Genomic DNA, 21345 nt, shown 5'->3' on the forward strand with positions numbered 1-21345 from the left:
TACTAATGAACTGGACATCATTTTGAATGATGTCAGAGTGGAGGGATGATGGATGGAGAGCGGAGACCTGCGAATATTTCAATGTGTGGCACAAGAAGGTAATCTGACCCGAGCGGCTGCCAAGCTGGGGTATGTGCAATCCAACGTTACGGCGCGCATCCGGCATCTGGAGTCTGAGGTAGGCACGCCATTGTTCATCCGCCACAATCGGGGAATGACCCTGTCACCAGCAGGCGAGATGCTGCTCACCTATGCGGATAAAATTATTGGGCTTCTAAATGATGCTTCCAGAGCCCTTCAGGCTACCAACACACCTTCTGGTCCTTTGCAGATTGGTTCAATCCAGACAGCTGCTGCGGTAAGACTGCCGCGTCTGCTGGCACAATATTATAGCCAGTACCCTGACGTTTCACTGGCACTGGCGACGGGTCATTCCCAGATGCTGATTGATCAGGTGATCAGCTATGAATTGGAAGGAGCTTTTATCGGCTGCTCCTGTGACCATCCTGATATTAAATCCGTGGATGTATTTGACGAGGAGCTGTTTGTTGTTTCTTCCCGGCCTTTGCCCCAGGAGGAGCTGATACGGAAGCCGATATTGGTGTACAGCATGGGCTGCTCTTATCGTAAAATTCTGGAGGAATGGATGCTTCTGAGCGGTGTCCACCGCCCTGTCATTATGGAATTTGGGACACTGGAGGCCATTATAAGCGGCGTGACTTCAGGCATGGGCATCTCCTTGCTGCCCGAAATTGTTATTCACCAGCATCTTCAAAGTGGCACGCTGCGCAAGCATGCTCTTCCTGAAGGAATGAACCGCATGATGACACGTTTTATTACACGCAAGGATGCGTTTGTCAGCAGCGCGCTTGGAGCATTTATAGCCATGCTGCCTCAGGGATGTGATATGATAGAGAGTGGAGATTCATTGGTTGAGAATAGCTCAGAACGTGCACTGCTGCATGGCAAAGTGATGTTTTAGATGCAGCATTAAAATTGGCAATCCGCTAAGGAAGTGAACTATACATGGATTTATTTTCGTTTCAACAGGATACACAGCCGCAGGCGAGACTGTTAGCCGATCGTATGCGGCCTGAGCATCTGGATGAATATATCGGGCAGGAGCATATTATTGGCCCCGGAAAGCTGCTGCGCCGAGCCATTGAGGCCGATCAGATTTCATCCATTCTGCTGTACGGTCCGCCAGGCTGCGGCAAAACGACCCTTGCCCACATTATTTCTCAGCATACGCAGGGACAATTCGTTCGGCTGAACGCCGTGGATGCCTCGGTCAAGGATGTGCGCGAAGTGATTGAGCAGGCACAGACGAATAAACAGCTGTACGGAAGCAAGACGATTCTGTTTCTTGACGAGGTGCATCGCTTCAACAGTTCGCGTCAAGACGCGCTCTTGCCAGCGGTGGAGAAGGGCACGATTATTTTTATCGGCGCAACGACGGAGAACCCTTTTCATTATGTAAACGGAGCCTTGATGAGTCGTTCCACCCTGTTTCAGCTGGAATCGCTGACCAAGGAGCACTCTATGGTGGCGATGCGCCGAGCATTAAGTGATGCGGATAAAGGCCTTGGATTTATGGAGCTGCGAGCAGACGATGAAGCTTTGGAGCACATTGCAACGATGGCCAACGGCGATATTCGCCGTGCCTTGAACGCACTGGAGCTGGCTGCGCTCACTACACCGCCTGAGCCGGATGGAACGGTTCACATTACCCTTGCGGTTGCGGAAGAGTCGATTCGCCGTCCTATTGTCAAGGCAGATGAGTCTACACAGTATGACGTGCTGTCTGCTTTTCACAAAAGCATTCGCGGCTCGAGCGATGCAGCACTATTCTGGTTTCTGTATGCGGTGGAGAAGCTGGGCATGGACCCGATGACGTTTATTCGCCGCCTGATTGCCGCGAGCAGTGAGGACATTGGGCTGGCCAATCCGCAGGCGATGACACAGGCGATTGGTGCGCTGGATGCTTACCGTAATAACGGCTGGCCTGAGGCCAAGCTGAATATTGCACAAGCGATTCTGTTTGCAGTTGAAAGTCCGAAATCCAATGCGGTGTACACAGCGATATCCAAAGCGATGAGTGCGATTGATGAGGTGAAATCAGCTGAAGTTCCGCTTCATCTGAGAGATACACATTATTCGGGAGCCGCCAAGCTGGGGCATGAGGGATATCAGTATCCGCATAACTATCCGGGCCATTATGTGAAGCAGGAGTATTTGCCAAAGCAGCTGTCTCGCCGAGTATTCTATGAAGCGACAGAGCAGGGGAATGAGTCGAAGATCAGACTGAATCAACAGCGGCGCAGAGAGCTGTAAGTTAAGTCCGATCTATATAAGTTGACTATTCATTTACACGTTAACGGAGGGGACAGAAAAAAACTGGGGGTAACAGCGATTGGAAGGTTATTCTGTCATCGGAGTGGTGTGTAAAATCCTTAGTCAACTTATAGTCATTCAGGTCAACCAACGATAGATTCTAAAGCTTGATCCGGGAGATGTACACAGATGAGAGAGTTAGTATATATCGGGGCAGGCGGCTTTATGGGCACATTGACGAGATATGCCATTCAACTTGCTATGCCTGCTGCCAACACAGGTTTTCCATGGGCAGTGCTGCTCATTAATGCGGTAGGCTGTCTGTTCCTGGGATGGTTTTTCACCATCGCTATACCTGAAAAAATCACACCACAGCTTCGCCTGGCCATCGGCACAGGATTTACTGGAGCGTTCACTACGTTCTCCACATTTACACTGGATATCGTTCGGTTATCTGAGGGCGGAGAGTGGATTAAAGCTGCGGCTTATCTTTTTCTTAGCATTGCGGCGGGACTTCTGCTCTGCGCCCTTGGCATCAAGCTGGGAAATCATATGCTCGCATCTTCCAAACAAGAGGGGAATATTCGATGATCGTGTGGATTGGGCTGGCCGGTGTGCTGGGAGCGCTGCTTCGTTATAGCTTGGGCAAGGTGATTTCAGGTAAACTCGGAACCGTATTCCCTTGGGGAACCTGGCTGATCAACGTTAGTGGTTCTCTGCTTCTGGGTCTGTTGTATGGCAGCCATCAAGCAGGGAGGTTACCTGATGAAATGTGGGTTGTATGGGGCACGGGCTTCTGCGGAGCATATACCACCTTCTCTACCTTTGGTTATGAAACCTTAACGCTGATGGGACGGGAACGATGCGTCAAAGCGTTGCTGTATGTGGCAAGCTCTGTTGTGCTGGGTGTATTAGGTTGTTTGGCAGGTGTCTCGCTCACTGCATAAGGAGTACATTTTAATTTTTTTGCAAAAAAAGCAGGAAAAAAGCCATCCTTCATGGTATTACATGAAAGACGGCTTTTTTTGTAGGAATACATGGGATTGACTCGCTCATGCTGTGCATAATGATGACAGTCAATCCGTCATGGTATGTCCGGCATGTTATTGCATGGCCGGTACGGGTACTTTCTGCACCTGATCAATGGTACCGCCGCCGAGACACACTTCGCCGTCATAGAAAACAACAGCTTGTCCTGGAGTGATCGCTTTTTGCTGCTGATCAAACTGTACATCCACACTGCCGTCTTCCTGCCAAGTCAATGTCACGCCCTGGTCTGGCTGACGATAACGGAATTTGGCTGTGCAGCGGAATGGAACGTTTGGTGTGTGCTCTGCACCTGCGATCCAGTTAACGCCTGTTGCTGTCAAGCCGGTGGAGTATAAGCTGGCATGAGCATCACCTTGCACCACGAGCAGTTGATTTTTCTCCAGGTCCTTGTCTGCGACAAACCAAGGCTCGCCGTTGCCGGAACCGCCAATGCCAAGTCCTTGACGTTGACCAAGGGTGTAGTACATCAGACCGTCGTGACGCCCTTTAACTTCACCAGTTACGATATCAACCATGTCTCCGCCTTTGGCTGGCAGATAGTTACTCAGAAACTCCTTGAAATTGCGTTCGCCGATGAAGCATACACCCGTGCTGTCTTTTTTCTTGGCGGTGTACAGACCGGCAGCTTCAGCAATTTTGCGTACTTCCGGTTTAGGCAGGTGACCAATCGGGAACATGGCTTTGGATAGCTGCTTTTGATTAAGAGCGTTCAGGAAGTAGGTCTGATCCTTGTTGTTGTCAACACCACGCAGCAGCTTGAAAGCGCCATCCTCTTCAATGAGGCGTGCATAGTGACCTGTAGCTACATAATCTGCACCGAGATCCAGCGCTTTGTTCAGAAATTCACCGAACTTGATCTCACGATTACACATGACATCCGGATTCGGCGTACGACCTGACTTATATTCATCAAGGAAATAGGTAAATACTTTATCAAAGTATTCTTTCTCGAAGTTGACAGTGTAATATGGAATGCCGATCTGCTCGCATACCCGGCGCACGTCCTCTGAATCCTCTTCAGCGGTACAGTGACCGAACTCGTCCGTATCATCCCAGTTTTTCATGAAAATGCCGATGACATCGTAACCCTGCTCTTTGAGAAGCAATGCGGTTACAGATGAATCTACACCTCCGGACATGCCAACGACGACCCGTGTATTTTCATTTGCTTTGGACATCGTTATCACCATTTCTATATATAAATGTGTTTCGTTTCTATTCTAGCATAACCAGGCTCAACTTACGATACACCCGGCCAATTTTGGATGGTGTCCACTCCAGGCGCACATTTTGTAAAATCGTCAATCTTTCTTTTCCATAACGCATGCAATTATGTTAACATTACTTGAGGGTTATGATCGGAATACGGTGAATTAGAACAGAAAGACCTGTTTCCTGTGTTCCTGCCAGGCGGACTTATGGATTAGATGATCATGAACCACAGCGAGAACATTACACGGGAACATATTTAATTTACATTCCAGTTTGTTTTTCTGAAAATTGAAAGAGGTGACTCCTTTGAAAATATCGACAAAAGGCCGTTACGGCCTCACAATTATGATGGAGCTGGCTGCCAGAACTGGCGAAGGCCCTACATCACTTAAAAGCATTGCCGAGCGCAACCAGCTCTCGGAGCATTATCTGGAGCAATTGATCGCACCTTTGCGTAATGCCGGATTGGTCAAGAGTATCCGCGGCGCATATGGCGGTTATATTTTGGCAGGTGATGCTGCAACGGTAACTGCGGGAGATGTTATTCGTGTACTGGAAGGACCAATCTCTCCGGTAGACTTTACGGAAGAAGATGACCCGGCGAAGCGTGACCTTTGGCTCCGCATTCGTGACAGCATTGCAGATGTGCTGGATTCAACAACGTTGAAAGATTTAATCAGCTTCGAGGATCAGGATAAAAAAGATAGCTACATGTTCTACATCTAGACCGCGATATGAGTTGATCATCCAGACGACACACTAAAGCCCCCAACATGGGGGCTTTAGCCGTGCCAACAGAGATTAAAGCATTTCGTGATTGTTATGATGTGTTATCAGCCTTGTTAATTGAACCTTTATGGGGATCTTGGATGAAATATTCATATGTAAATTAGGATAAATGAAACAAGGAAAAGCCGCCAGATCATACGGAACTTGATCAATGTTAGAGCGCCAAGCTGAGATTCGTCTAACGGCTTTTCAATGCCTCAATATCTGCTTCCATACGCAACTGACGGCGGTTTAGTATATCTATACTGTGCTGGTGGGTGTTTAACTCGGAGGTCACTTTACGTTCAAACGTAATTTGAGAAGCCTCCAGGCGTTTGGTGATATCGAGCGTTTCCAGAACAGCTTGCTGGAGTAATGGGATGCTTTTGGTTTGTTCCTCGATGACACTGAGTCTGCTGTCGAAAGATTCGAGCTTTTCATCGAAGGATTCAAGTCGTCCATTGAACGAATCGAGCTTTTCATTGAACGAACCAAGTCGTTCATCTACTGTTTCGATTCTTTCATCCATTGTTTCTAGTCTTTTATCAATGTTATCAAAACGTTTGTCCATCTGCTGCAGCTGATTCAGAATTTGATTAAGGATCGCATCACTCATGCTTATCTCTCCTTTCAAAGTTATATTTTACATTATACATGAAGATGCGACATGTTCACATTTGATTAATTTGTCAATCGGACTTGTTATACCAGATAAAGAAATGCAATGACATAATGAACTTTAACAACCAGTGAGGTGACAGCAATGCAACGTATTTATTTGGATCACGCCGCATCGACCCCTATGCATCCACGAGTCGCTGAAGCGATGATGAAGGTTATGACCGGGCAGTATGGTAATGCATCCAGTATCCATGCTTTTGGACGGGAAGCCAAACGGACTGTCAGTGCAGCGAGAGATGTGATCGCGGCATCCTTGGGCTGCTTACCGGACGAGCTTGTTTTCACAGGTGGTGGCACTGAGAGTGACAATCTGGCGATTTTCGGTGCGGTAGCTTCGCGAGTAGATCAAGGAAAACATGTAATTACTACCGTGATTGAACATCATGCTGTGCTGCATTCCTGCCAGGAGCTGGAGCGCCAGGGGTTCGATGTGACTTATCTGGGTGTAGATGAATACGGCCGCATAAGACTGGAGGAACTGCGGGAAGCGATTCGTCCGGACACGGTGCTGATTACAATGATGTACGCTAACAATGAAGTTGGAACCATTCAGCCCATCCGTGAGGTTGGGGAAATCGCACGCGAGCATGGAATTTTGTTTCATACCGATGCGGTTCAGGCACTGGGCAGCCAGCCGATCTCCTGCAGAGATTTGCCTGTAGATCTGATGAGCTTCTCGGCACACAAAATTAACGGGCCGCAAGGTGTCGGTGCTTTGTATGTAAGACGCGGGGTTACCTTGGAGGCAAGATCGCACGGAGGATTGCAGGAACGCAAACGTCGTGCAGGTACAGAGAATATTGCAGGTATCGCAGGATTTGCAGAAGCGCTCAAGATTATAACCGAGCAAGCGGATGCGCACCTTCAGCATGATCTGGAACTGAGAACGCTGCTGCTCGATCAGCTTGCGCTGCATGTTGGAAGTGAACATTTTCATGTAAACGGACATGCAGAGCACGTTCTTCCCAACATTCTCAATATCAGCTTCCCTGAGGTAACTACCGAGACGATGCTGATGAATCTGGATATGGAGGGTATTGCCGTGGCAAGCGGCTCTGCTTGTACTTCCGGCTCGCTGGAAGTATCTCATGTGCTGCAAGCGATGAATTTGCCGGAGGCATTTTTACAGTCTGCGATTCGATTTAGCTGGGGTTTGGGTAATACTACAAAAGAAATCATCATAACCGCCGAAAAAATTGGAACCATTCTCGAACGCCTGCGTAATAGACCTTGAGGGGCTCTATATACTTGGAACAGAAGGAGGGAAGAAGTTCCATTTTCATCGGTTGCATAGAAGCGGTTTGATGATCGGCGTCTGATTGCCACTCATCAACTTTGGGCATACCTAGCAGTAACGCCGCGCCTATACAATGTGAAGAAGATGAGGGGGACCCAGCGATGAAGCTTCAGGAAATGATCGGACTTGCCGTTTTTGATGTCGAGGACGGGAAGCAGGTCGGTAAAATCCAGGATTTCATTGTGAATGGTGATTGGGAGATTGAAGGCATTGAACTTGAGAACAAAGGCCTGTTTACCAATCATGTCAAAATGGTGCGATGGGAAGATATCGTTGCCTATGGCGAAGATGCCGTCATGATCCGTAATCAACAGGCCGTCCGCAAGACGGGGGCCGACGACATAAAGTACACATACCTCCTTGGTCGCTCGAAGTTGAAGGAGATGTCCGTGCTCACCGAAGAAGGTTTGCTGCTCGGACGAGTCTCTGATGTTTATTTTGACCAGGAGTTGGGAAATACAATAATAGGGATTGAAATTACGGACGGTTTTGTGTCCGATCTGATCGAGGGCCGTAAATGGCTGCCATGTACAAGTGATATGTCTATCGGAGAAAGTGCCATTATGGTGCCGCCGCTGAGTGAGCAGCGCTTGGAAAATGCCATTCATTCTGTTAATGGATAGGTGAATGAATATGAAATGTCCAAATTGTAGTTCAAAAGATATCGGAAAAATTGGCTCCCATCAGTTTTATTGCTGGGGATGCTTTATTGAATTAACGGTAAACGGTGAGAAAATGTCAGTTTATCAGGTGGAAGAGGACGGCACGTTAAGCTCTCTGGATGATCTTTTCTTTGGAGAAGAGCTGCCTCAAGACTTCCCTCACATTCATGCTTCTTCTTAAATCGCGGCATAACTTCCTCTATATGCGGTTTTATGACAACACATGTCAATAAAAGCTGTCGCAATTTGGCGGCAGATGGATATAGATGATGTTACATATGCTCATACGGGACATGTATAAAGATATGCTGTACATTTTTGCAAAATGCGCTTTCTTCTTTAATGAAGGGGCGTTTTTTTGTTTCCGTAAATAAACTTCTATGCGCCTGGCTCACAAGCTCCCCGGATTTAGGTTAATAAAGAATCTCTTTCCTACATATACTGACTTCTAGAGCCAGTCCAACAACCGGATAAAAGAGTCAGTCAAGGGGAGAGATTAAGGTGGAGCAACTAACCAAAAACAAAATGTTTCGTTATGCGATCTGGCTCTTGCTCGGATTGATTATCTTGTATTTTATCTGGCTGCTGCGTCCTTTGTTTTTACATATCTACGGGTTCATCAAAACGGTGCTTGCCCCGTTCATCGTAGCCCTGATTATATCTTATGTGCTGAATCCCATTGTCAGCATGCTGGGTGGACGCAAGGTTCCGCGCTCGATCGCGGTGCTGTTAATCTATGCTTTTTTCCTCACCTGCATCGCGGTTATTTTGATGAATGTCATCCCTGTGCTGATCGAGCAGCTTGAGGAATTAAACGAGCATATGCCGGAATTATCGATGCGTGCGCAAAGCCTGATGAATAGCATGGATCACAAATTAATGCCGCCGAGCATACGCTCAGGCATGAACAGCTGGTTTTTTCAGATGGAGGATCGGCTCACTCAAGGCATTACCGTGCTGATGGATAATATCGGAGCGACCATTAATGTGCTGTTTAACGTCTTTATTGTGCCATTTCTCATTTTCTATATGTTAAAAGATTTTGATGTGTTTGAACGCACGATCGTGGCTTATCTGCCGCGTTCTCGCCGCAAGGCGATTGTTTCGGTGATGAAGGAGATCGATACTGCTCTGGGCAACTACATTCGGGGCCAATTTATCGTTTGTATTATCGTCGGCATCTTCGCATACATCGGATATATTGTGATTGATATGCCCTATGCTCTGCTTCTGGCAAGCATCGTGGCTGTGTTCAACATCGTGCCTTATCTGGGCCCTTTTCTGGGAGCAGCACCAGCGGTGGTGATGGCTTCAACGGTTTCTTTTAAAATGGTTCTGCTGGTTATTGGAGTAAACACCCTTTGCCAAGTGCTGGAAAGCAATGTCGTTTCGCCCCAGGTGGTAGGCCGTACCCTGCATCTGCACCCGCTGTCCATTATTTTTGCACTGCTCGTTGGGGGTGAGCTGGCGGGTATTGTGGGACTCATATTGGCAGTGCCTGTTTTTGCCGTACTCAAGGTCATTGTGCAGCACTTTTTCGCTTATTATATTAAACGGAAAACGGAATGAGCGCAGAGGATGGCAGAACGAGTGAAATGTCTGCGATTCGTCTATGCGGCGCGTTGACACTGGCTGACTCTGTCGATATAATGAGGGTGTATGTTTACAAAATAAAATCGATGATGAAATGAAGTATGCCGAGGGTTCCTTTCCTCAGAGAATAGACTTCTTCGAAATCAGACATGTTCTGAGTTCGCTGGCTGGAAAAGTCTTGAAAGTTGAAGCGGCAGAAAGCTGATTTCGGAGTGCAGGACAACCCTGCCGGGCGCGACCGTTATTCGCATTAACGAGGAGATTGTTCGTTTATTCGTCTTTTTTTGGAGATGAGAACAATAACCAGGGTGGTACCGCGATAACATCGTCCCTGATCAATTCAGGGGCGTTTTTTGTGTTTATTTTTACACATGTGTTATCAAGAATTCATGTTAACCAACCGAAGCGAAACCGCTGCGGAACTTATAATTTGATGGGGGCAACCAGTATGAAAGCTAGTGAAATTCGTTCCAAATGGATTGAGTTTTTTGCAAGTAAAGGTCACAAAATTGAACCAAGCGCATCGCTTGTGCCGCACAACGATCCTTCGTTGCTGTGGATCAATGCAGGTATGGCACCGCTCAAGCCGTACTTTGACGGACGGGAGAAGCCGGAGAATCCACGCCTGGCCAACTCTCAAAAATGTATTCGTACGAACGATATCGAAAATGTCGGCAAAACGCGTCGTCACCATACGTTCTTCGAAATGCTTGGTAACTTCTCCATCGGTGATTATTTCAAGGAAGAAACGATTACCTGGGCTTGGGAATTTCTAACGAGCAAAGAATGGATCGGCTTTGATCCGGATCGTCTCTCCGTTACCGTTTATCCGGAAGATGAGGAAGCGTTCAAGCTGTGGAATGAAAAAATCGGATTGCCGGCAGAACGGATCATCAAGCTGGATGAGAACTTCTGGGATATCGGCGAAGGCCCATGCGGACCTTGTACCGAAATCTTCTATGACCGCGGCGAAGCCTACGGCAGTGACATGAGTGATCCAGAGATGTATCCGGGTGGAGAAAACGAGCGTTATCTGGAAGTGTGGAACCTTGTATTCTCGCAATTTAATCATAACAAGGACGGCAGCTATACACCGCTTCCGAACAAAAACATTGATACAGGCGCGGGCTTGGAGCGTTTTGCTTCCATTCTGCAAAATGTAGATTCCAACTTTGATACAGATCTGTTCCAACCGATGATTCAAAAAACCGCTGCGCTTGCAGGTGTAAAATATAACGATAGTGTCGAGATTGACGTTGCTCTCAAAGTGATTGCCGATCATATTCGTACGGTGGCGTTTGCTGTAGGTGACGGTGTACTGCCAAGCAACGAAGGCCGCGGATATGTCATTCGCCGTTTGCTGCGCCGTGCCGTTCGTTACGGTAAAGTGCTGGGGCTGGATCGTCCATTCCTGTATGAACTGACAACAACCGTTGGTGAAGTCATGGGCATGTACTATCCGGAAGTGGTGGACAAGCAGGAGTTTATTGCCAAAGTCATCAAAACCGAGGAAGAGCGTTTCCATGAAACGTTGTCCGATGGACTTGCGATTCTGGCTGATATCAGCGAGACAGCAAAATCCGAAGGACGTACGGTGATTAGCGGACCAGAGGCGTTCAAGCTTTATGATACGTATGGATTCCCGTTTGACCTGACAGAAGATTATGCGGCTGAACATGGTCTGACGGTAGATCGCGAAGGCTTTGATGCATCGATGCAGGAGCAGCGCGATCGTGCGCGTGCAGGACGCCAGGAGAACGAAAGCATGAAGGTTCAAGGCGGACCTCTGGCCGACCTGGAGGTTAAAAGCGAGTTTGTTGGATATACTGACCTGTTGACGGAAGCAAAAGTGGTAGCCATTGTAGCGGGAGATGCTTTTGCAGACGCTGCAGGCGAGGGACAGACCGCTCAGGTTATTCTGGACAGAACACCTTTCTATGCGGAAAGCGGCGGTCAAGTCAGTGACCAGGGCTTGCTTCGCAGTGCAAGTGCTGTAGCAAAGGTTCAAGGCCTGTTTAAAGCTCCGCAAGGGCAGCATGTGCACATGGTAACGATTGAGTCTGGTGAGCTTCGTGTGGGAGATGTTATTCAAGCCGAAGTGGATGCAACCAAACGCGGCGACATTATCAAAAACCATACGGCAACCCATTTGCTGCACAAAGCGTTGAAAGATGTGCTTGGCACGCATGTTAATCAGGCTGGTTCCCTGGTGGAACCGCAGCGTCTGCGTTTTGACTTCTCTCACTTCGGCAGCATTACTCCGGAAGAGTTGACTGAAATTGAGCGTCAAGTAAACGAGCAGATCTGGAATCGCCTGAACGTGAACATTGAGCTGAAAGCCATTGATGAAGCGAAGGCTATGGGCGCTATGGCCCTGTTTGGAGAAAAATACGGTGATATCGTGCGCGTTGTTCAGATTGGAGATTACAGTTTGGAACTTTGTGGCGGCTGTCACGTAAATAATACTTCAGAGATCGGAATCTTCAAACTGGTGAGCGAGAGCGGAATAGGCTCTGGCGTACGCCGGATTGAAGCTGTAACAGGTCGAGGTGCTTATCTGCATGTGGAAAGTCAGCTTGAACTGCTCAAGCAGTCCGCAGCGCTGCTTAAAGCGAATGTAACTGATGTGCCTAAGCGGATAGAAGGTCTGAATCAGCAGCTGAAAGAAGCGGCAAGAGAGACTGAATCTCTGCAAAGCAAACTCAGTGCAATGGAAGCGGGTCAGCTTACGGATCAAGTCGTACAAGCAGGTAATACACAAGTGCTGGCAGCACGCGTGGATGCACCGAATATGGATGCACTGCGCACCGTTGCCGATGAGCTGAAAGTAAAATTGCCTGATGCGGTGCTTGTATTGGGTGCGCCAGCAGACGGTAAAGTGAATTTTGTTGTTGCAGTGCCTGCGGAGCAGGTGAAACAAGGTCTGCATGCGGGCAAAATTGTCAAGGAAGTTGCGGCTGTATGCGGCGGCGGTGGCGGTGGACGTCCCGATATGGCACAGGCCGGAGGCAAGGACGCAAGTAAGCTGGATGAAGCGCTGAAACTGGCCGTTTCGATCGTTAGCCAGTAAAGGACAAGCAAAAAACACAATTGCCTTATCCTTTGTGTACTTGTGGCAGTCAGAATATGTTATTATATAAACAGAAATCAATTCGGCAGGACATGGTCCCCATGTTCATGCAGGAGCGAGGTGTCATCAATGGACTCCATGGATAAGACGGTTAAATTTAATGTGAAAGGTGATGAACAGGAGGCATCTTCACAAGAGATTCTTCTCACGGTATATGACGCGCTGGTCGATAAAGAGTATAATCCCATTAACCAGATCGTTGGATATCTGATATCTGGCGACCCCGCGTACATTCCGCGTCACAACAACGCACGCAGTCTGGTCCGGAAAAAGGAGCGCGACGAGCTGATTGAAGAGCTGGTACGTTCCTATCTGGCCAATCACCGGTAATATACGCCGCTTTCGTTCATCTGCAGCCATGCAGACAAACGAACAATGAACCGACAGAAGACAGACTGAAGTCTGAGCAGGCGACGAGCTATTGCTTTGCACAGGCCTTAGGATGGGAGAGCATGATGAAAAAATTAGGTTTGGACTACGGGGACCGCAGAATCGGAGTTGCCGTGAGTGACGCCTTCGGTTGGACTGCCCAGGGATTGGAAGTACTTGAACGCCGCCGTGATGAAGGTGAGTTCACGCGAATTGCTGAATTGGTGCGAGAGCACGAAATCAGCGAGATTGTAGTTGGACTCCCCAAGAACATGAACGGTACCGTAGGACCGCGCGGTGAACTATGTATTGCGTTTGCCGAACGCCTGCGGGGCGAGCTGAATTTACCTGTTCACCTTTGGGATGAACGGCTGACAACGATGGCAGCCGAACGTACGCTGATTGAAGCGGATGTCAGCCGCAAAAAACGCAAACAGGTTGTGGACAAAATGGCCGCCAGCCTGATTTTGCAAAATTATTTGGATGCCAATAGTACAAGGTGAGGGGGATCAACAATGGCTGAAGATCAACTGGGTATGGAAGAAGAAGCCGAGATCATTTACATTGCAGATGATGAAGGTAATGAAGAGGAATTTGAAGTCATCATGAAATTCGAAGTAGACGGTTCGGAGGCCAAGTATATGATGGTTGCTCCGGTTGAACCTGAAGATGGCGAGACGGATGTATATGCATTCCGTTATGAAGAAGAAGGCGACGATATCAAACTTTTCGTGATCCAAGATGATGCCGAGTGGGATATTGTCGAGGAGACCTTTAATACATTTCTTGCTGAAGATGAAGAGGAAGCGAACTAAATGACGGAATATAATCGCAAGGACCTGAAATGGACAGATTCGCTGCGTCTGGCATTCGGTGCTCATGTGGAGCTCGAGGAAGAGAACGGTAAATCACATCCGTACGAACTGCTCGCTGAATTTGAAGTGCATGGGCAGCAGTACGCGGTGCTCCGCAGTTCATTGCGTCCGTATGACGAAGTTGAGCTGCTGCGGGTTGTACCTGGCAGTGAAGACCAGATCATGCCGGAATTAGTTACGATTGATGATGACGATGAGTGGGAGAGCATCTCGGAGCTTTATGATGAGTGCACCCTCCCGATTGACGAGGATTAATCAGCTTCAAATTGAAAAAACCGGAAGGGCGGAGCAGTCCGCTCTTTTTGGTTGTGTAAAGGAGTTGTTTCTCTGTTGAAAGGCAAAGTCATAGGTATTCTGCTGCTCGTGCTGTTGATTCTTGCAGGAGGAGCCGGCGGTTATATCTGGAGCCTGATGCGTCCGGTGCAAGCCACTTCCCAGCCTGTTGTGTTTGAGATCAAAAGCGGATCGGGAACTTCCCGGATCGCGGATCAGCTTCAGCAAGAAGGACTGATACGCAGCAGTCTGGCATTTAAAGGGTATTTGAAGTGGAACAAACTTGGCGGTAAATTCATGGCCGGAAAGTACTCCATGAATCCAGGCGTAACGTATGATGAAATTATTCATAAATTGAACAGCGGCGATGTCGTTCCCGAGGAGATGGTGAAGTTCACCATACCGGAAGGATACACCGTTCTGCAGATGGCGGACAAGCTTTCGGCAGAGGGCATTGTGGATAAAAAGGAATTCCTCAAGCTGGCGAATGAGCCTTCGGCCTTTGATGTGGAGATCATTAAAAATATGCCGGTTGATGAGGAACTGAGATATGCACTCGAAGGTTACTTGTTCCCGGAGACGTACGAAATGAAAAAAGGCAGCACGACGCATGATGTAATGCAGCGAATGCTGGAAGAATTCCAGACGAAAGTGAACTCTATTCCTGATTTGCAAGCCAAGCTTGAGGAAAAGAAGCTTTCGCTGCATGAATTGTTAACTATTGCATCGCTTGTGGAGCGAGAAGTGGTTGTAGACAAAGAGCGTGCATTGGTAGCAGGAGTAATCTACAATCGGATCAAAGACGATATGAAGCTGGAGATAGATGCAACCGTGCAGTATCTGCTGGATAAACCAAAGGCAAGACTGCTGTTCAAAGACCTAAAGGTGCAGAGCCCATATAATACGTATTTGAACAAGGGGTTGCCGCCGGGTCCAATTGCGAGTCCGAGCCTTGCTTCCATCGAGGCTGCGTTGAACCCGGAAGCTTCGGAATATCTGTTTTACGTAACGAAGAAAGATGGAACTTCAGGGCATCTCTTTGCCAAGACATACAAGGAACATCAGCAAAATATAGCCAAAAGTAAGGCTGCGCAATAAGCGGAGGGGATTAGATGAGTAAGAAACATGAGTTGCTTGTGACGGCGGCTAATGTAAAAGAGGCAGAAGCGCTGCTTCAGGCCGGAGCAGACGCTTTGTTAATTGGAGATGACCGCTTTGGCATGCGTCTGCCGGGCAGCTTCAGTGTTGAGGAAACGGCAGAGGTGGCAGCTTTGGCTGCTAAGCATAATGCAAAGGTCATTGTGTCCATGAACAATCTGATGTCCAATGAGTTATTGAAAGAATTGCCTGAATATGTACAAGCGTTGGGCCGAATTGGCGTACATGCGGTTGAGTTCAATGACCCGTCCGTACTGGCTGCGATTAAGGAGCATGCTCCGCACATTCGTTTGCACTGGAACGCAGAGATGACGTCCACAAACTATGCCACGGCCAACTATTGGGGAACCAAAGGGGCTAGTCGGGTTGTGCTCGCCCGTGAGCTGAACATGGATGAGATTACGGAAATGGTTCCATTTTTAAAAGTGGAAGCACAGGTGCAGGTTCATGGCATGACCAATATTTATCACTCCAAGCGTAGTTTGGTGCAAAGTTACATGGCTCATCAGGGGCGTCCGGTAGAAGGGGATCTTGGTAAGGAACGCGGTTTGTTCTTGATTGAAGCAGAGCGACGGGATGAGAAATTCCCGATTTATGAGGATATGAACGGAACGCATATTATGAGCTCTGAGGATATTTGCATTCTGGAGGATCTTCATCTGATGATGGAAGCGGGTGTGCACAGTTTCAAGGTGGAGGGCATTCTTAAACCTTTGGCTTATAACGAAGCTGTTGTTAGAGCGTACCGCAAGGCTATCGACATGTATGAAGCTGACCCGGAATCGTATGAATATGACGAGCAGTGGCTGAAGGAAGTTCGTGAGCTGCAGGACCCTGAGCGGGAATTGTCGTTTGGATTTTTCTACAAAGAACAAGTGTATTAATCGAAGAGGTGAACAAGATGGAAACAGTGGCGGTCAAGCGGAAGTTCTCCGGTAAACGTAACCGTCTGGATAAACCGGAGCTCCTGGCTCCGGCGGGAAATCTGGAAAAATTAAAATTTGCGATTCATTATGGTGCAGATGCTGTATATATTGGCGGACAGGCGTACGGACTTCGTTCCAATGCGGACAACTTCAGCTTTGAAGAAATGCGTGAAGGTGTGGAGTTTGCGAAAAAATATGGTGCCAAAGTGTTCGTAGCAACAAATATTTATGCCCATAACGAAGATGTGGCAGGCATTGAAGCGTATTTGCAGAACCTGTATGATGCAGGTATCTCCGCAGTTATCGTTGCTGATCCGGCGATTATCGAGGTAGCGCTGCGTGCCGTGCCAGGTCTTGAAGTGCACCTTAGCACACAGCAGTCTACATTGAACTGGCAGGCTGTGAAGTTCTGGAAGGACGAAGGGCTGCCACGTGTGGTGCTGGGCCGTGAAACAAGCTTTGAAGAGATTGAAGAGATCAAAAATCATGTGGATATCGAGATCGAAGCTTTTATACATGGTGCGATGTGTTCCTCTTATTCAGGACGCTGTGTGTTGTCCAACCATTTTACAGACCGGGATTCCAACCGTGGAGGCTGCTGCCAGTCCTGCCGCTGGAAATATGATCTCTTCGAGGACGCAAGAGAGGGTACGGTCTGGGTAAGTGAAGAGGACATGCAGATGAAGGCTCCCGCACCGTTCAAGCTGGGTGAAAATCAGCTGCCTCTATTCCAGGAGCAGGATAACGCCTTCTCTATGGGTTCGAAGGATCTGTGCATGATCGGGCACATCCCTGAATTGATTGATGTCGGTGTTGACAGCTTCAAAATTGAAGGCCGCATGAAATCCATTCACTATGTTGCAACGGTGGTCAATGTATATCGTCAGGCGATTGATTCATACATGGCTGATCCTGAAAATTATGTGCTGAAACCCGAGTGGGTGGAAGAGATGAATAAAGCGGCGAACCGTCCGCTGAATACCGGATTCTTCTACGACACGCCTGATCACGAGGATCATATCTACGAGCCTGAAGAGAAGGCTGTGCCGTATGACTTCGCCGGTCTCGTTATGGATTATGATGCTGCTACAGGCATGGCAACGATTCAACAGCGGAACCACTTCAAACCGGGACAGGAGATTGAATTTTTCGGTCCAAACGGTACGTTTTTCAAACAGGTGGTTGGCGAAATTCAGGATGAAGAGGGCAATGTGCTTGATGCTGCTCGCCATCCGTTACAGCTGGTGAAAATGAAAGTGGATCAGCCAGTGTCTTACTTTGATATGATGAGAAAAAAGAAGTAAATGATATACCTGGTTCTTGTATAAGTTGAACGTTCATTTACACGTTAACGAAGAGGACGGAAATAACCTGAAAAAGCGGAGCTAAAAGCTTTCTGCAAGAAAGCTACATCGGAAGCATAAACTTCGCCTTTATCACCGGATTTTTCCCTTTGGAACAGGGAATCGAAAAAATCTGGGGATAACCGCTACTCTCCAGGTTGTTCTGTCATCGGAGTGGATTGGGTGATCGGAATGAGAAGACTTGAGTCTGGAATGTCCGTAGACAACGAGTTATTTTCGGATATGGTCAGATATGAACACGAAACGATTAGCGGGACGACGATTACAAACTCGAATGTTGGTTCACCGATATTTTGGGGCTGTAGCCTGGATCATCTTGTATTTGATACTTGTGATCTTACGAATGCGAGATTTTTTGCCGGATGTACAATGGATCATTGTACATTTATTCGTTCTGACTTGCGCTCTGTTGGCATGGCCAAAGACGAAGCTGTTTTCACCAACTGTGAATTCTCTTCCTGTGATATGAGAGGCATGACCTTAGAAAATGCTACCTTTATCGACTGTTCTTTTGTTAAATGCAGATTCAATGATCGGATTTTACAAGTGGCGAAAATCGTCAATTGTTCCTTTACTGGGAAGCTGGTGGATATTACGTTTGAGGGAAATGGCAGACAAAAACTAATCGCCAACTTTGAGAACTGCATCCTTGACGGGGTTCGTTTTGTCGGCTGTGACCTGTCGCAATGTATTCCGCCAAAAGCCAAAAATCATCTGTATGTTGGACAGATATCCGCACGTGTCAAAAAGGCTATGAAGGAGATCGAAGATGACCTTATACTGTCTGAAGACGATCGGAAAATACTGAGTCGAAGCTTGCGCAAGCTTGACTCTATGGAACAATACATGTTTAACACGGCGTATATGAAGAAAATATATGGTGAGTTTTTTGTTGAGCGATTTTTCAGTAGTCTGGGGGTATGGGAAGCTTCGTCTTAAGAAAGAATGAATGCTAACCGATTGCTCTGGATGGCTGTATGAAAGCTGGCTGCAAGTAGCTAAATGTACCCATTAATCCACCTACAGTACTAAAGGATAACAAAAAGCATCTCCAAATCACCGGAAACAAGGTGGAGGAGATGCTTTTTTTGAAAATAAACCTCCCTATATCGGTAAATCGGTCTCATTTTTTTATAGAAAAATAGGAAAAAAGTTGTAATATATTTCCGAGGAATTGGAGGGAAAGAGGGAATGTTGTCGAATACTACATATTTATAGGGGAGAGATAAAAATCTAACAAGAAAATGAGTGGCAGGTGAATGGGATTGGTTCAAAAGAAGGATAAAGACAGTGGGGAACAGTTTACACAGCCCGAACAGGCTAAGCCTGATAAGACACAGAAGGTAAAGAAAGCTAAACCGGTCAAAATCAAAAAAGAAGGAGGCAATAAAAAGCCTTTCAAGATTGATTTTAGTAAAATCCGGCTTAATCGGCTTAAGACGGATTGGGTGAAAAAACAGCTGAAAAATCGGGATTGGAAAGGGCTCGGAGGAACTTCGTTTAGACAGATCAGAAAGGTGAATCCAGCCAAATCTGTAGGGGTTAAGCTTTTCTTGATCTTTTTTGCAGCAATTATGATTGTGGTTGTGAGTTTAGGTCTATTGTCCTATTCGAAGGCTAAAAATACGATTGAGGCCAATGCATCCAGAGCAAATCAGGAGACTATTGATCAAACCAAACAGAAGCTTGATATCATTCTGGAGAGATTTGTAGATACGTCTACTCAGATTTTCTTTGATCCAGAAATGCAAAGCCTGCTTCAAAAAATGTCAGATCCAAATCTGACTGCCTATGATACATTTGTGAATACGAGCTCGATCAATAAGCAGTTATCGAATGTTGCATTTACAAATAAATCCATGGAAGCGATTTATCTTGTACCTACAGACGAATCCAAATCAGTGATGGGCACAGGCAACAGCAGTTCATCCATGGGAAGCATACGTCAGGAACCATGGTACAGTGATCTAATCTCGCAAGGCGGATACCGCTGGCTCCCTACAGAGCAGAAGGCAGACGGATCATCCGCAACCTTCCGAATTGCACGTTCCATGAAGAACCTGCAAGGCACGACACAGTCCTATGTGCTGATCATTGAGTTGAAGCTGGAGGTGCTTGAGGAGCAGTTGAAATCACTGGATCTGGGGACGGGTTCGGTGCTACAACTCATTGCGCCTGATAATCGAGTGGTCGCTTCTACCGTAGCGGGTCATACTGGTAAAGCAACAGACCTGGCCTTTGTCAAAGATTTAACGGAGGCAGCCGGAAGTACGAATGCCGAGTATGATGTGGATGGTAAAGCAACCAACATGCTGGCTGTATACAGTACGATGGATACATCTGCCTGGAAGCTCATTGGTTTGATTCCGACCTCCATGCTGGTGAAGGACGCAAAGGGTATTTTGACACTGACCCTGTGGATGGCACTTGTAGATGCTGCTATTGCCGTATTAATTGGTGTATGGATGGTTCGCATGATTGCACGCCCACTCAGCAAGTTGAAAGATTTGATGCAGGAGGGTGCGAAGGGTAATCTGAAAGTAAGGACCCCATTCGCTTCCAAAGACGAGATTGGGCAGTTATCCGATGCATTTAATACGATGATGGAGCAGATTACGAATCTGGTTGAGCAAACCAATCGTACTGCACAGGAAGTGCTGGATACAGCCGCGGAACTGAGCAACGCTTCCAAGAAAACAGCGGTATCTGCATCCGAGATCGCTGTAGCGACAGAAGAAATTGCTGGTGGTGCAGGCAGTCTGGCGACAGAAGCAGAGAGAGGCAATGAGTTGACGGACAACATCTCTCGCCAGATGGAAAGTGTCATTGCTGCCAATGAGGAGATGGGCGATTCAGCCCGCCATGTGGAGAAGTCCAGTCAGACGGGAACACAGCATCTGAATCAGCTGATGACCAAAACACAGAAAACCGAAGAAATGATCGGTTCATTGATGAGAAAAGTGGATTCCCTGAAAGAAAGCACATCCTCTGTCCTGAAAGTGCTGGATGTTATGCAAAATATTACGAAACAAACGAACATTTTGTCTCTGAATGCAACCATTGAAGCGGCACGTGCAGGAGCTGCAGGTCGTGGATTCATGGTTGTAGCGGATGAAGTTCGTCAGCTTGCAGCCCAATCCAGACAGTCCATTGATATGGTCGGCGAGATTACGGACAAAATTATGACGGAGATGAATGAAACGGTTTCGGCCCTGTCTGATGCCTACCCGTTATTCAAGGAACAGATGGATGCGGTGAAGGATACCAATGTGATCTTTGCTTCTGTACAGGAGCAGATGGGTGCATTTGTGGAACGTCTTGGTATGGTTACAGGCTCCATTGGAGAACTGAGCAAATCTCAGGCTACGCTGTCTGAAGCGATGAGCAATGTCAGCGCGGTTGCTGAAGAGTCCTCGGCCACTTCTGAGGAGGTTGCTTCACTGAGCAGTGAACAGCAAAATATCAGTAACCAGCTAGTAAGCCTGTCTGGTAAGCTGGAAAGTGTATCCAATGAACTGAAAGACACATTGTCACGTTTCACCATATAAAATGTTTATCGGACCTGTCCCTGATCGGGGCAGGTTTTCTTTTATTTTTCCGGATAATTCCAACCAGGTTAACGGATAATAGTTGAAAACGGCAAGGGTGGAATA

At 47.4% G+C, this 21345-nt stretch carries 21 protein-coding genes; 19 read left to right on the forward strand and 2 right to left on the reverse strand.

The annotated features are described in order from the left end of the window. Positions 1-52 precede the first annotated feature (52 nt). The 4 genes from HNR77_RS14995 (at position 53) to crcB (HNR77_RS15010) (ending at position 3281) form a co-directional block, all read left to right on the forward strand. Positions 53-982 (forward strand): LysR family transcriptional regulator, encoded by a 930-nt coding sequence (locus tag HNR77_RS14995; RefSeq protein ID WP_184185734.1) that lies wholly within the window; start codon positions 53-55, stop codon positions 980-982. Between the two features lie 44 nt (positions 983-1026). Continuing rightward, entirely contained in the window at positions 1027-2334 is a 1308-nt protein-coding gene (locus HNR77_RS15000; RefSeq protein WP_184185736.1) for a replication-associated recombination protein A, read from the forward strand. A 189-nt stretch (positions 2335-2523) separates the two neighbouring features. Next, entirely contained in the window at positions 2524-2925 is a 402-nt protein-coding gene (gene crcB, locus HNR77_RS15005; protein ID WP_184185738.1) for a fluoride efflux transporter CrcB, read from the forward strand. Further along, positions 2922-3281, forward strand: coding sequence for a fluoride efflux transporter CrcB (gene crcB / locus HNR77_RS15010; protein ID WP_184185740.1), 360 nt, complete (start codon positions 2922-2924; stop codon positions 3279-3281). Before crcB (HNR77_RS15005) ends, crcB (HNR77_RS15010) begins: the two co-directional genes overlap by 4 nt. A gap of 156 nt (positions 3282-3437) precedes the next feature. Here crcB (HNR77_RS15010) and mnmA read toward each other — a convergent pair whose 3' ends face one another. Beyond that, positions 3438-4562, reverse strand: a complete 1125-nt coding sequence (gene mnmA, locus HNR77_RS15015) for a tRNA 2-thiouridine(34) synthase MnmA (protein ID WP_184185742.1) — start codon at positions 4560-4562, stop codon at positions 3438-3440. Positions 4563-4902: 340 nt separating this feature from the next. On the opposite strand from mnmA, the gene cymR reads away from it, so the two are divergent. After that, positions 4903-5322 (forward strand): cysteine metabolism transcriptional regulator CymR, encoded by a 420-nt coding sequence (gene cymR / locus HNR77_RS15020; RefSeq protein WP_111270142.1) that lies wholly within the window; start codon positions 4903-4905, stop codon positions 5320-5322. Positions 5323-5563: 241 nt separating this feature from the next. Here the strand turns inward: cymR and HNR77_RS15025 are convergent, their stop codons facing one another. Continuing rightward, a complete protein-coding gene (locus HNR77_RS15025; protein WP_184185745.1) occupies positions 5564-5980 on the reverse strand; it encodes a hypothetical protein in 417 nt (138 codons plus the stop codon). Between the two features lie 147 nt (positions 5981-6127). Here HNR77_RS15025 and HNR77_RS15030 point away from each other — a divergent pair, with 147 nt between their 5' ends. The 14 genes from HNR77_RS15030 to HNR77_RS15095 all read left to right on the forward strand — a co-directional run bounded on the left by HNR77_RS15030 (position 6128) and on the right by HNR77_RS15095 (position 21240). Beyond that, positions 6128-7279: a cysteine desulfurase family protein gene (locus HNR77_RS15030; RefSeq protein WP_184185748.1), complete on the forward strand. Its 1152-nt coding sequence runs from the start codon at positions 6128-6130 to the stop codon at positions 7277-7279. Between the two features lie 164 nt (positions 7280-7443). Further along, positions 7444-7965, forward strand: a complete 522-nt coding sequence (locus HNR77_RS15035; protein ID WP_184185751.1) for a PRC-barrel domain-containing protein — start codon at positions 7444-7446, stop codon at positions 7963-7965. A 10-nt stretch (positions 7966-7975) separates the two neighbouring features. Further along, the gene (locus tag HNR77_RS15040; protein ID WP_090915543.1) at positions 7976-8185 is read left to right on the forward strand and encodes a hypothetical protein; all 210 of its coding nucleotides are present in this window, start codon (positions 7976-7978) and stop codon (positions 8183-8185) included. Positions 8186-8505: 320 nt separating this feature from the next. After that, a complete protein-coding gene (locus HNR77_RS15045; protein WP_184185754.1) occupies positions 8506-9573 on the forward strand; it encodes an AI-2E family transporter in 1068 nt (355 codons plus the stop codon). A 472-nt stretch (positions 9574-10045) separates the two neighbouring features. Continuing rightward, a complete protein-coding gene (alaS, locus tag HNR77_RS15050; RefSeq protein ID WP_184185757.1) occupies positions 10046-12667 on the forward strand; it encodes an alanine--tRNA ligase in 2622 nt (873 codons plus the stop codon). A gap of 129 nt (positions 12668-12796) precedes the next feature. Continuing rightward, positions 12797-13057 carry an IreB family regulatory phosphoprotein gene (locus HNR77_RS15055; RefSeq protein ID WP_090915537.1) on the forward strand — a complete coding sequence of 87 codons (261 nt, stop codon included), beginning with the start codon at positions 12797-12799 and terminating at the stop codon, positions 13055-13057. Between the two features lie 125 nt (positions 13058-13182). Next, positions 13183-13599, forward strand: coding sequence for a Holliday junction resolvase RuvX (gene ruvX, locus HNR77_RS15060; protein ID WP_184186045.1), 417 nt, complete (start codon positions 13183-13185; stop codon positions 13597-13599). 12 nt (positions 13600-13611) lie between these two features. Beyond that, complete coding sequence (locus HNR77_RS15065; RefSeq protein WP_017686820.1) at positions 13612-13911, forward strand: DUF1292 domain-containing protein; 300 nt, start codon at positions 13612-13614, stop codon at positions 13909-13911. Next, the gene (locus HNR77_RS15070; protein ID WP_090915530.1) at positions 13912-14226 is read left to right on the forward strand and encodes a DUF1292 domain-containing protein; all 315 of its coding nucleotides are present in this window, start codon (positions 13912-13914) and stop codon (positions 14224-14226) included. Between the two features lie 75 nt (positions 14227-14301). Next, entirely contained in the window at positions 14302-15342 is a 1041-nt protein-coding gene (gene mltG / locus HNR77_RS15075; protein ID WP_221443859.1) for an endolytic transglycosylase MltG, read from the forward strand. 14 nt (positions 15343-15356) lie between these two features. Beyond that, entirely contained in the window at positions 15357-16286 is a 930-nt protein-coding gene (locus HNR77_RS15080; RefSeq protein ID WP_184185761.1) for a peptidase U32 family protein, read from the forward strand. A gap of 17 nt (positions 16287-16303) precedes the next feature. Further along, the gene (locus HNR77_RS15085) at positions 16304-17632 is read left to right on the forward strand and encodes a peptidase U32 family protein (RefSeq protein ID WP_111270135.1); all 1329 of its coding nucleotides are present in this window, start codon (positions 16304-16306) and stop codon (positions 17630-17632) included. A gap of 231 nt (positions 17633-17863) precedes the next feature. Continuing rightward, positions 17864-18631 carry a pentapeptide repeat-containing protein gene (locus HNR77_RS15090; RefSeq protein ID WP_184186051.1) on the forward strand — a complete coding sequence of 256 codons (768 nt, stop codon included), beginning with the start codon at positions 17864-17866 and terminating at the stop codon, positions 18629-18631. A 320-nt stretch (positions 18632-18951) separates the two neighbouring features. After that, the gene (locus HNR77_RS15095; RefSeq protein ID WP_260410582.1) at positions 18952-21240 is read left to right on the forward strand and encodes a methyl-accepting chemotaxis protein; all 2289 of its coding nucleotides are present in this window, start codon (positions 18952-18954) and stop codon (positions 21238-21240) included. Positions 21241-21345: the final 105 nt, after the last annotated feature.

The organism is Paenibacillus sp. JGP012 (assembly GCF_014203995.1).
GTDB lineage: Bacteria > Bacillota > Bacilli > Paenibacillales > Paenibacillaceae > Paenibacillus > Paenibacillus silvae.

Bases quoted from the DNA above. Each gene is read 5' to 3' on its own strand.
- crcB (WP_184185740.1), top strand. From the start codon at position 2,922: ATGATCGTGTGGATTGGGCTGGCCGGTGTGCTGGGAGCGCTGCTTCGT.
- crcB (WP_184185738.1), top strand. From the start codon at position 2,524: ATGAGAGAGTTAGTATATATCGGGGCAGGCGGCTTTATGGGCACATTG.
- HNR77_RS15025 (WP_184185745.1), bottom strand. From the start codon at position 5,980: ATGAGTGATGCGATCCTTAATCAAATTCTGAATCAGCTGCAGCAGATG.
- HNR77_RS15065 (WP_017686820.1), top strand. From the start codon at position 13,612: ATGGCTGAAGATCAACTGGGTATGGAAGAAGAAGCCGAGATCATTTAC.
- alaS (WP_184185757.1), top strand. From the start codon at position 10,046: ATGAAAGCTAGTGAAATTCGTTCCAAATGGATTGAGTTTTTTGCAAGT.
- HNR77_RS15030 (WP_184185748.1), top strand. From the start codon at position 6,128: ATGCAACGTATTTATTTGGATCACGCCGCATCGACCCCTATGCATCCA.
- HNR77_RS15055 (WP_090915537.1), top strand. From the start codon at position 12,797: ATGGACTCCATGGATAAGACGGTTAAATTTAATGTGAAAGGTGATGAA.
- mnmA (WP_184185742.1), bottom strand. From the start codon at position 4,562: ATGTCCAAAGCAAATGAAAATACACGGGTCGTCGTTGGCATGTCCGGA.
- HNR77_RS15070 (WP_090915530.1), top strand. From the start codon at position 13,912: ATGACGGAATATAATCGCAAGGACCTGAAATGGACAGATTCGCTGCGT.
- HNR77_RS15090 (WP_184186051.1), top strand. From the start codon at position 17,864: ATGAGAAGACTTGAGTCTGGAATGTCCGTAGACAACGAGTTATTTTCG.
- HNR77_RS15080 (WP_184185761.1), top strand. From the start codon at position 15,357: ATGAGTAAGAAACATGAGTTGCTTGTGACGGCGGCTAATGTAAAAGAG.
- HNR77_RS15085 (WP_111270135.1), top strand. From the start codon at position 16,304: ATGGAAACAGTGGCGGTCAAGCGGAAGTTCTCCGGTAAACGTAACCGT.
- HNR77_RS15040 (WP_090915543.1), top strand. From the start codon at position 7,976: ATGAAATGTCCAAATTGTAGTTCAAAAGATATCGGAAAAATTGGCTCC.
- ruvX (WP_184186045.1), top strand. From the start codon at position 13,183: ATGAAAAAATTAGGTTTGGACTACGGGGACCGCAGAATCGGAGTTGCC.
- HNR77_RS15035 (WP_184185751.1), top strand. From the start codon at position 7,444: ATGAAGCTTCAGGAAATGATCGGACTTGCCGTTTTTGATGTCGAGGAC.
- HNR77_RS14995 (WP_184185734.1), top strand. From the start codon at position 53: ATGGAGAGCGGAGACCTGCGAATATTTCAATGTGTGGCACAAGAAGGT.
- HNR77_RS15000 (WP_184185736.1), top strand. From the start codon at position 1,027: ATGGATTTATTTTCGTTTCAACAGGATACACAGCCGCAGGCGAGACTG.
- HNR77_RS15095 (WP_260410582.1), top strand. From the start codon at position 18,952: ATGGGATTGGTTCAAAAGAAGGATAAAGACAGTGGGGAACAGTTTACA.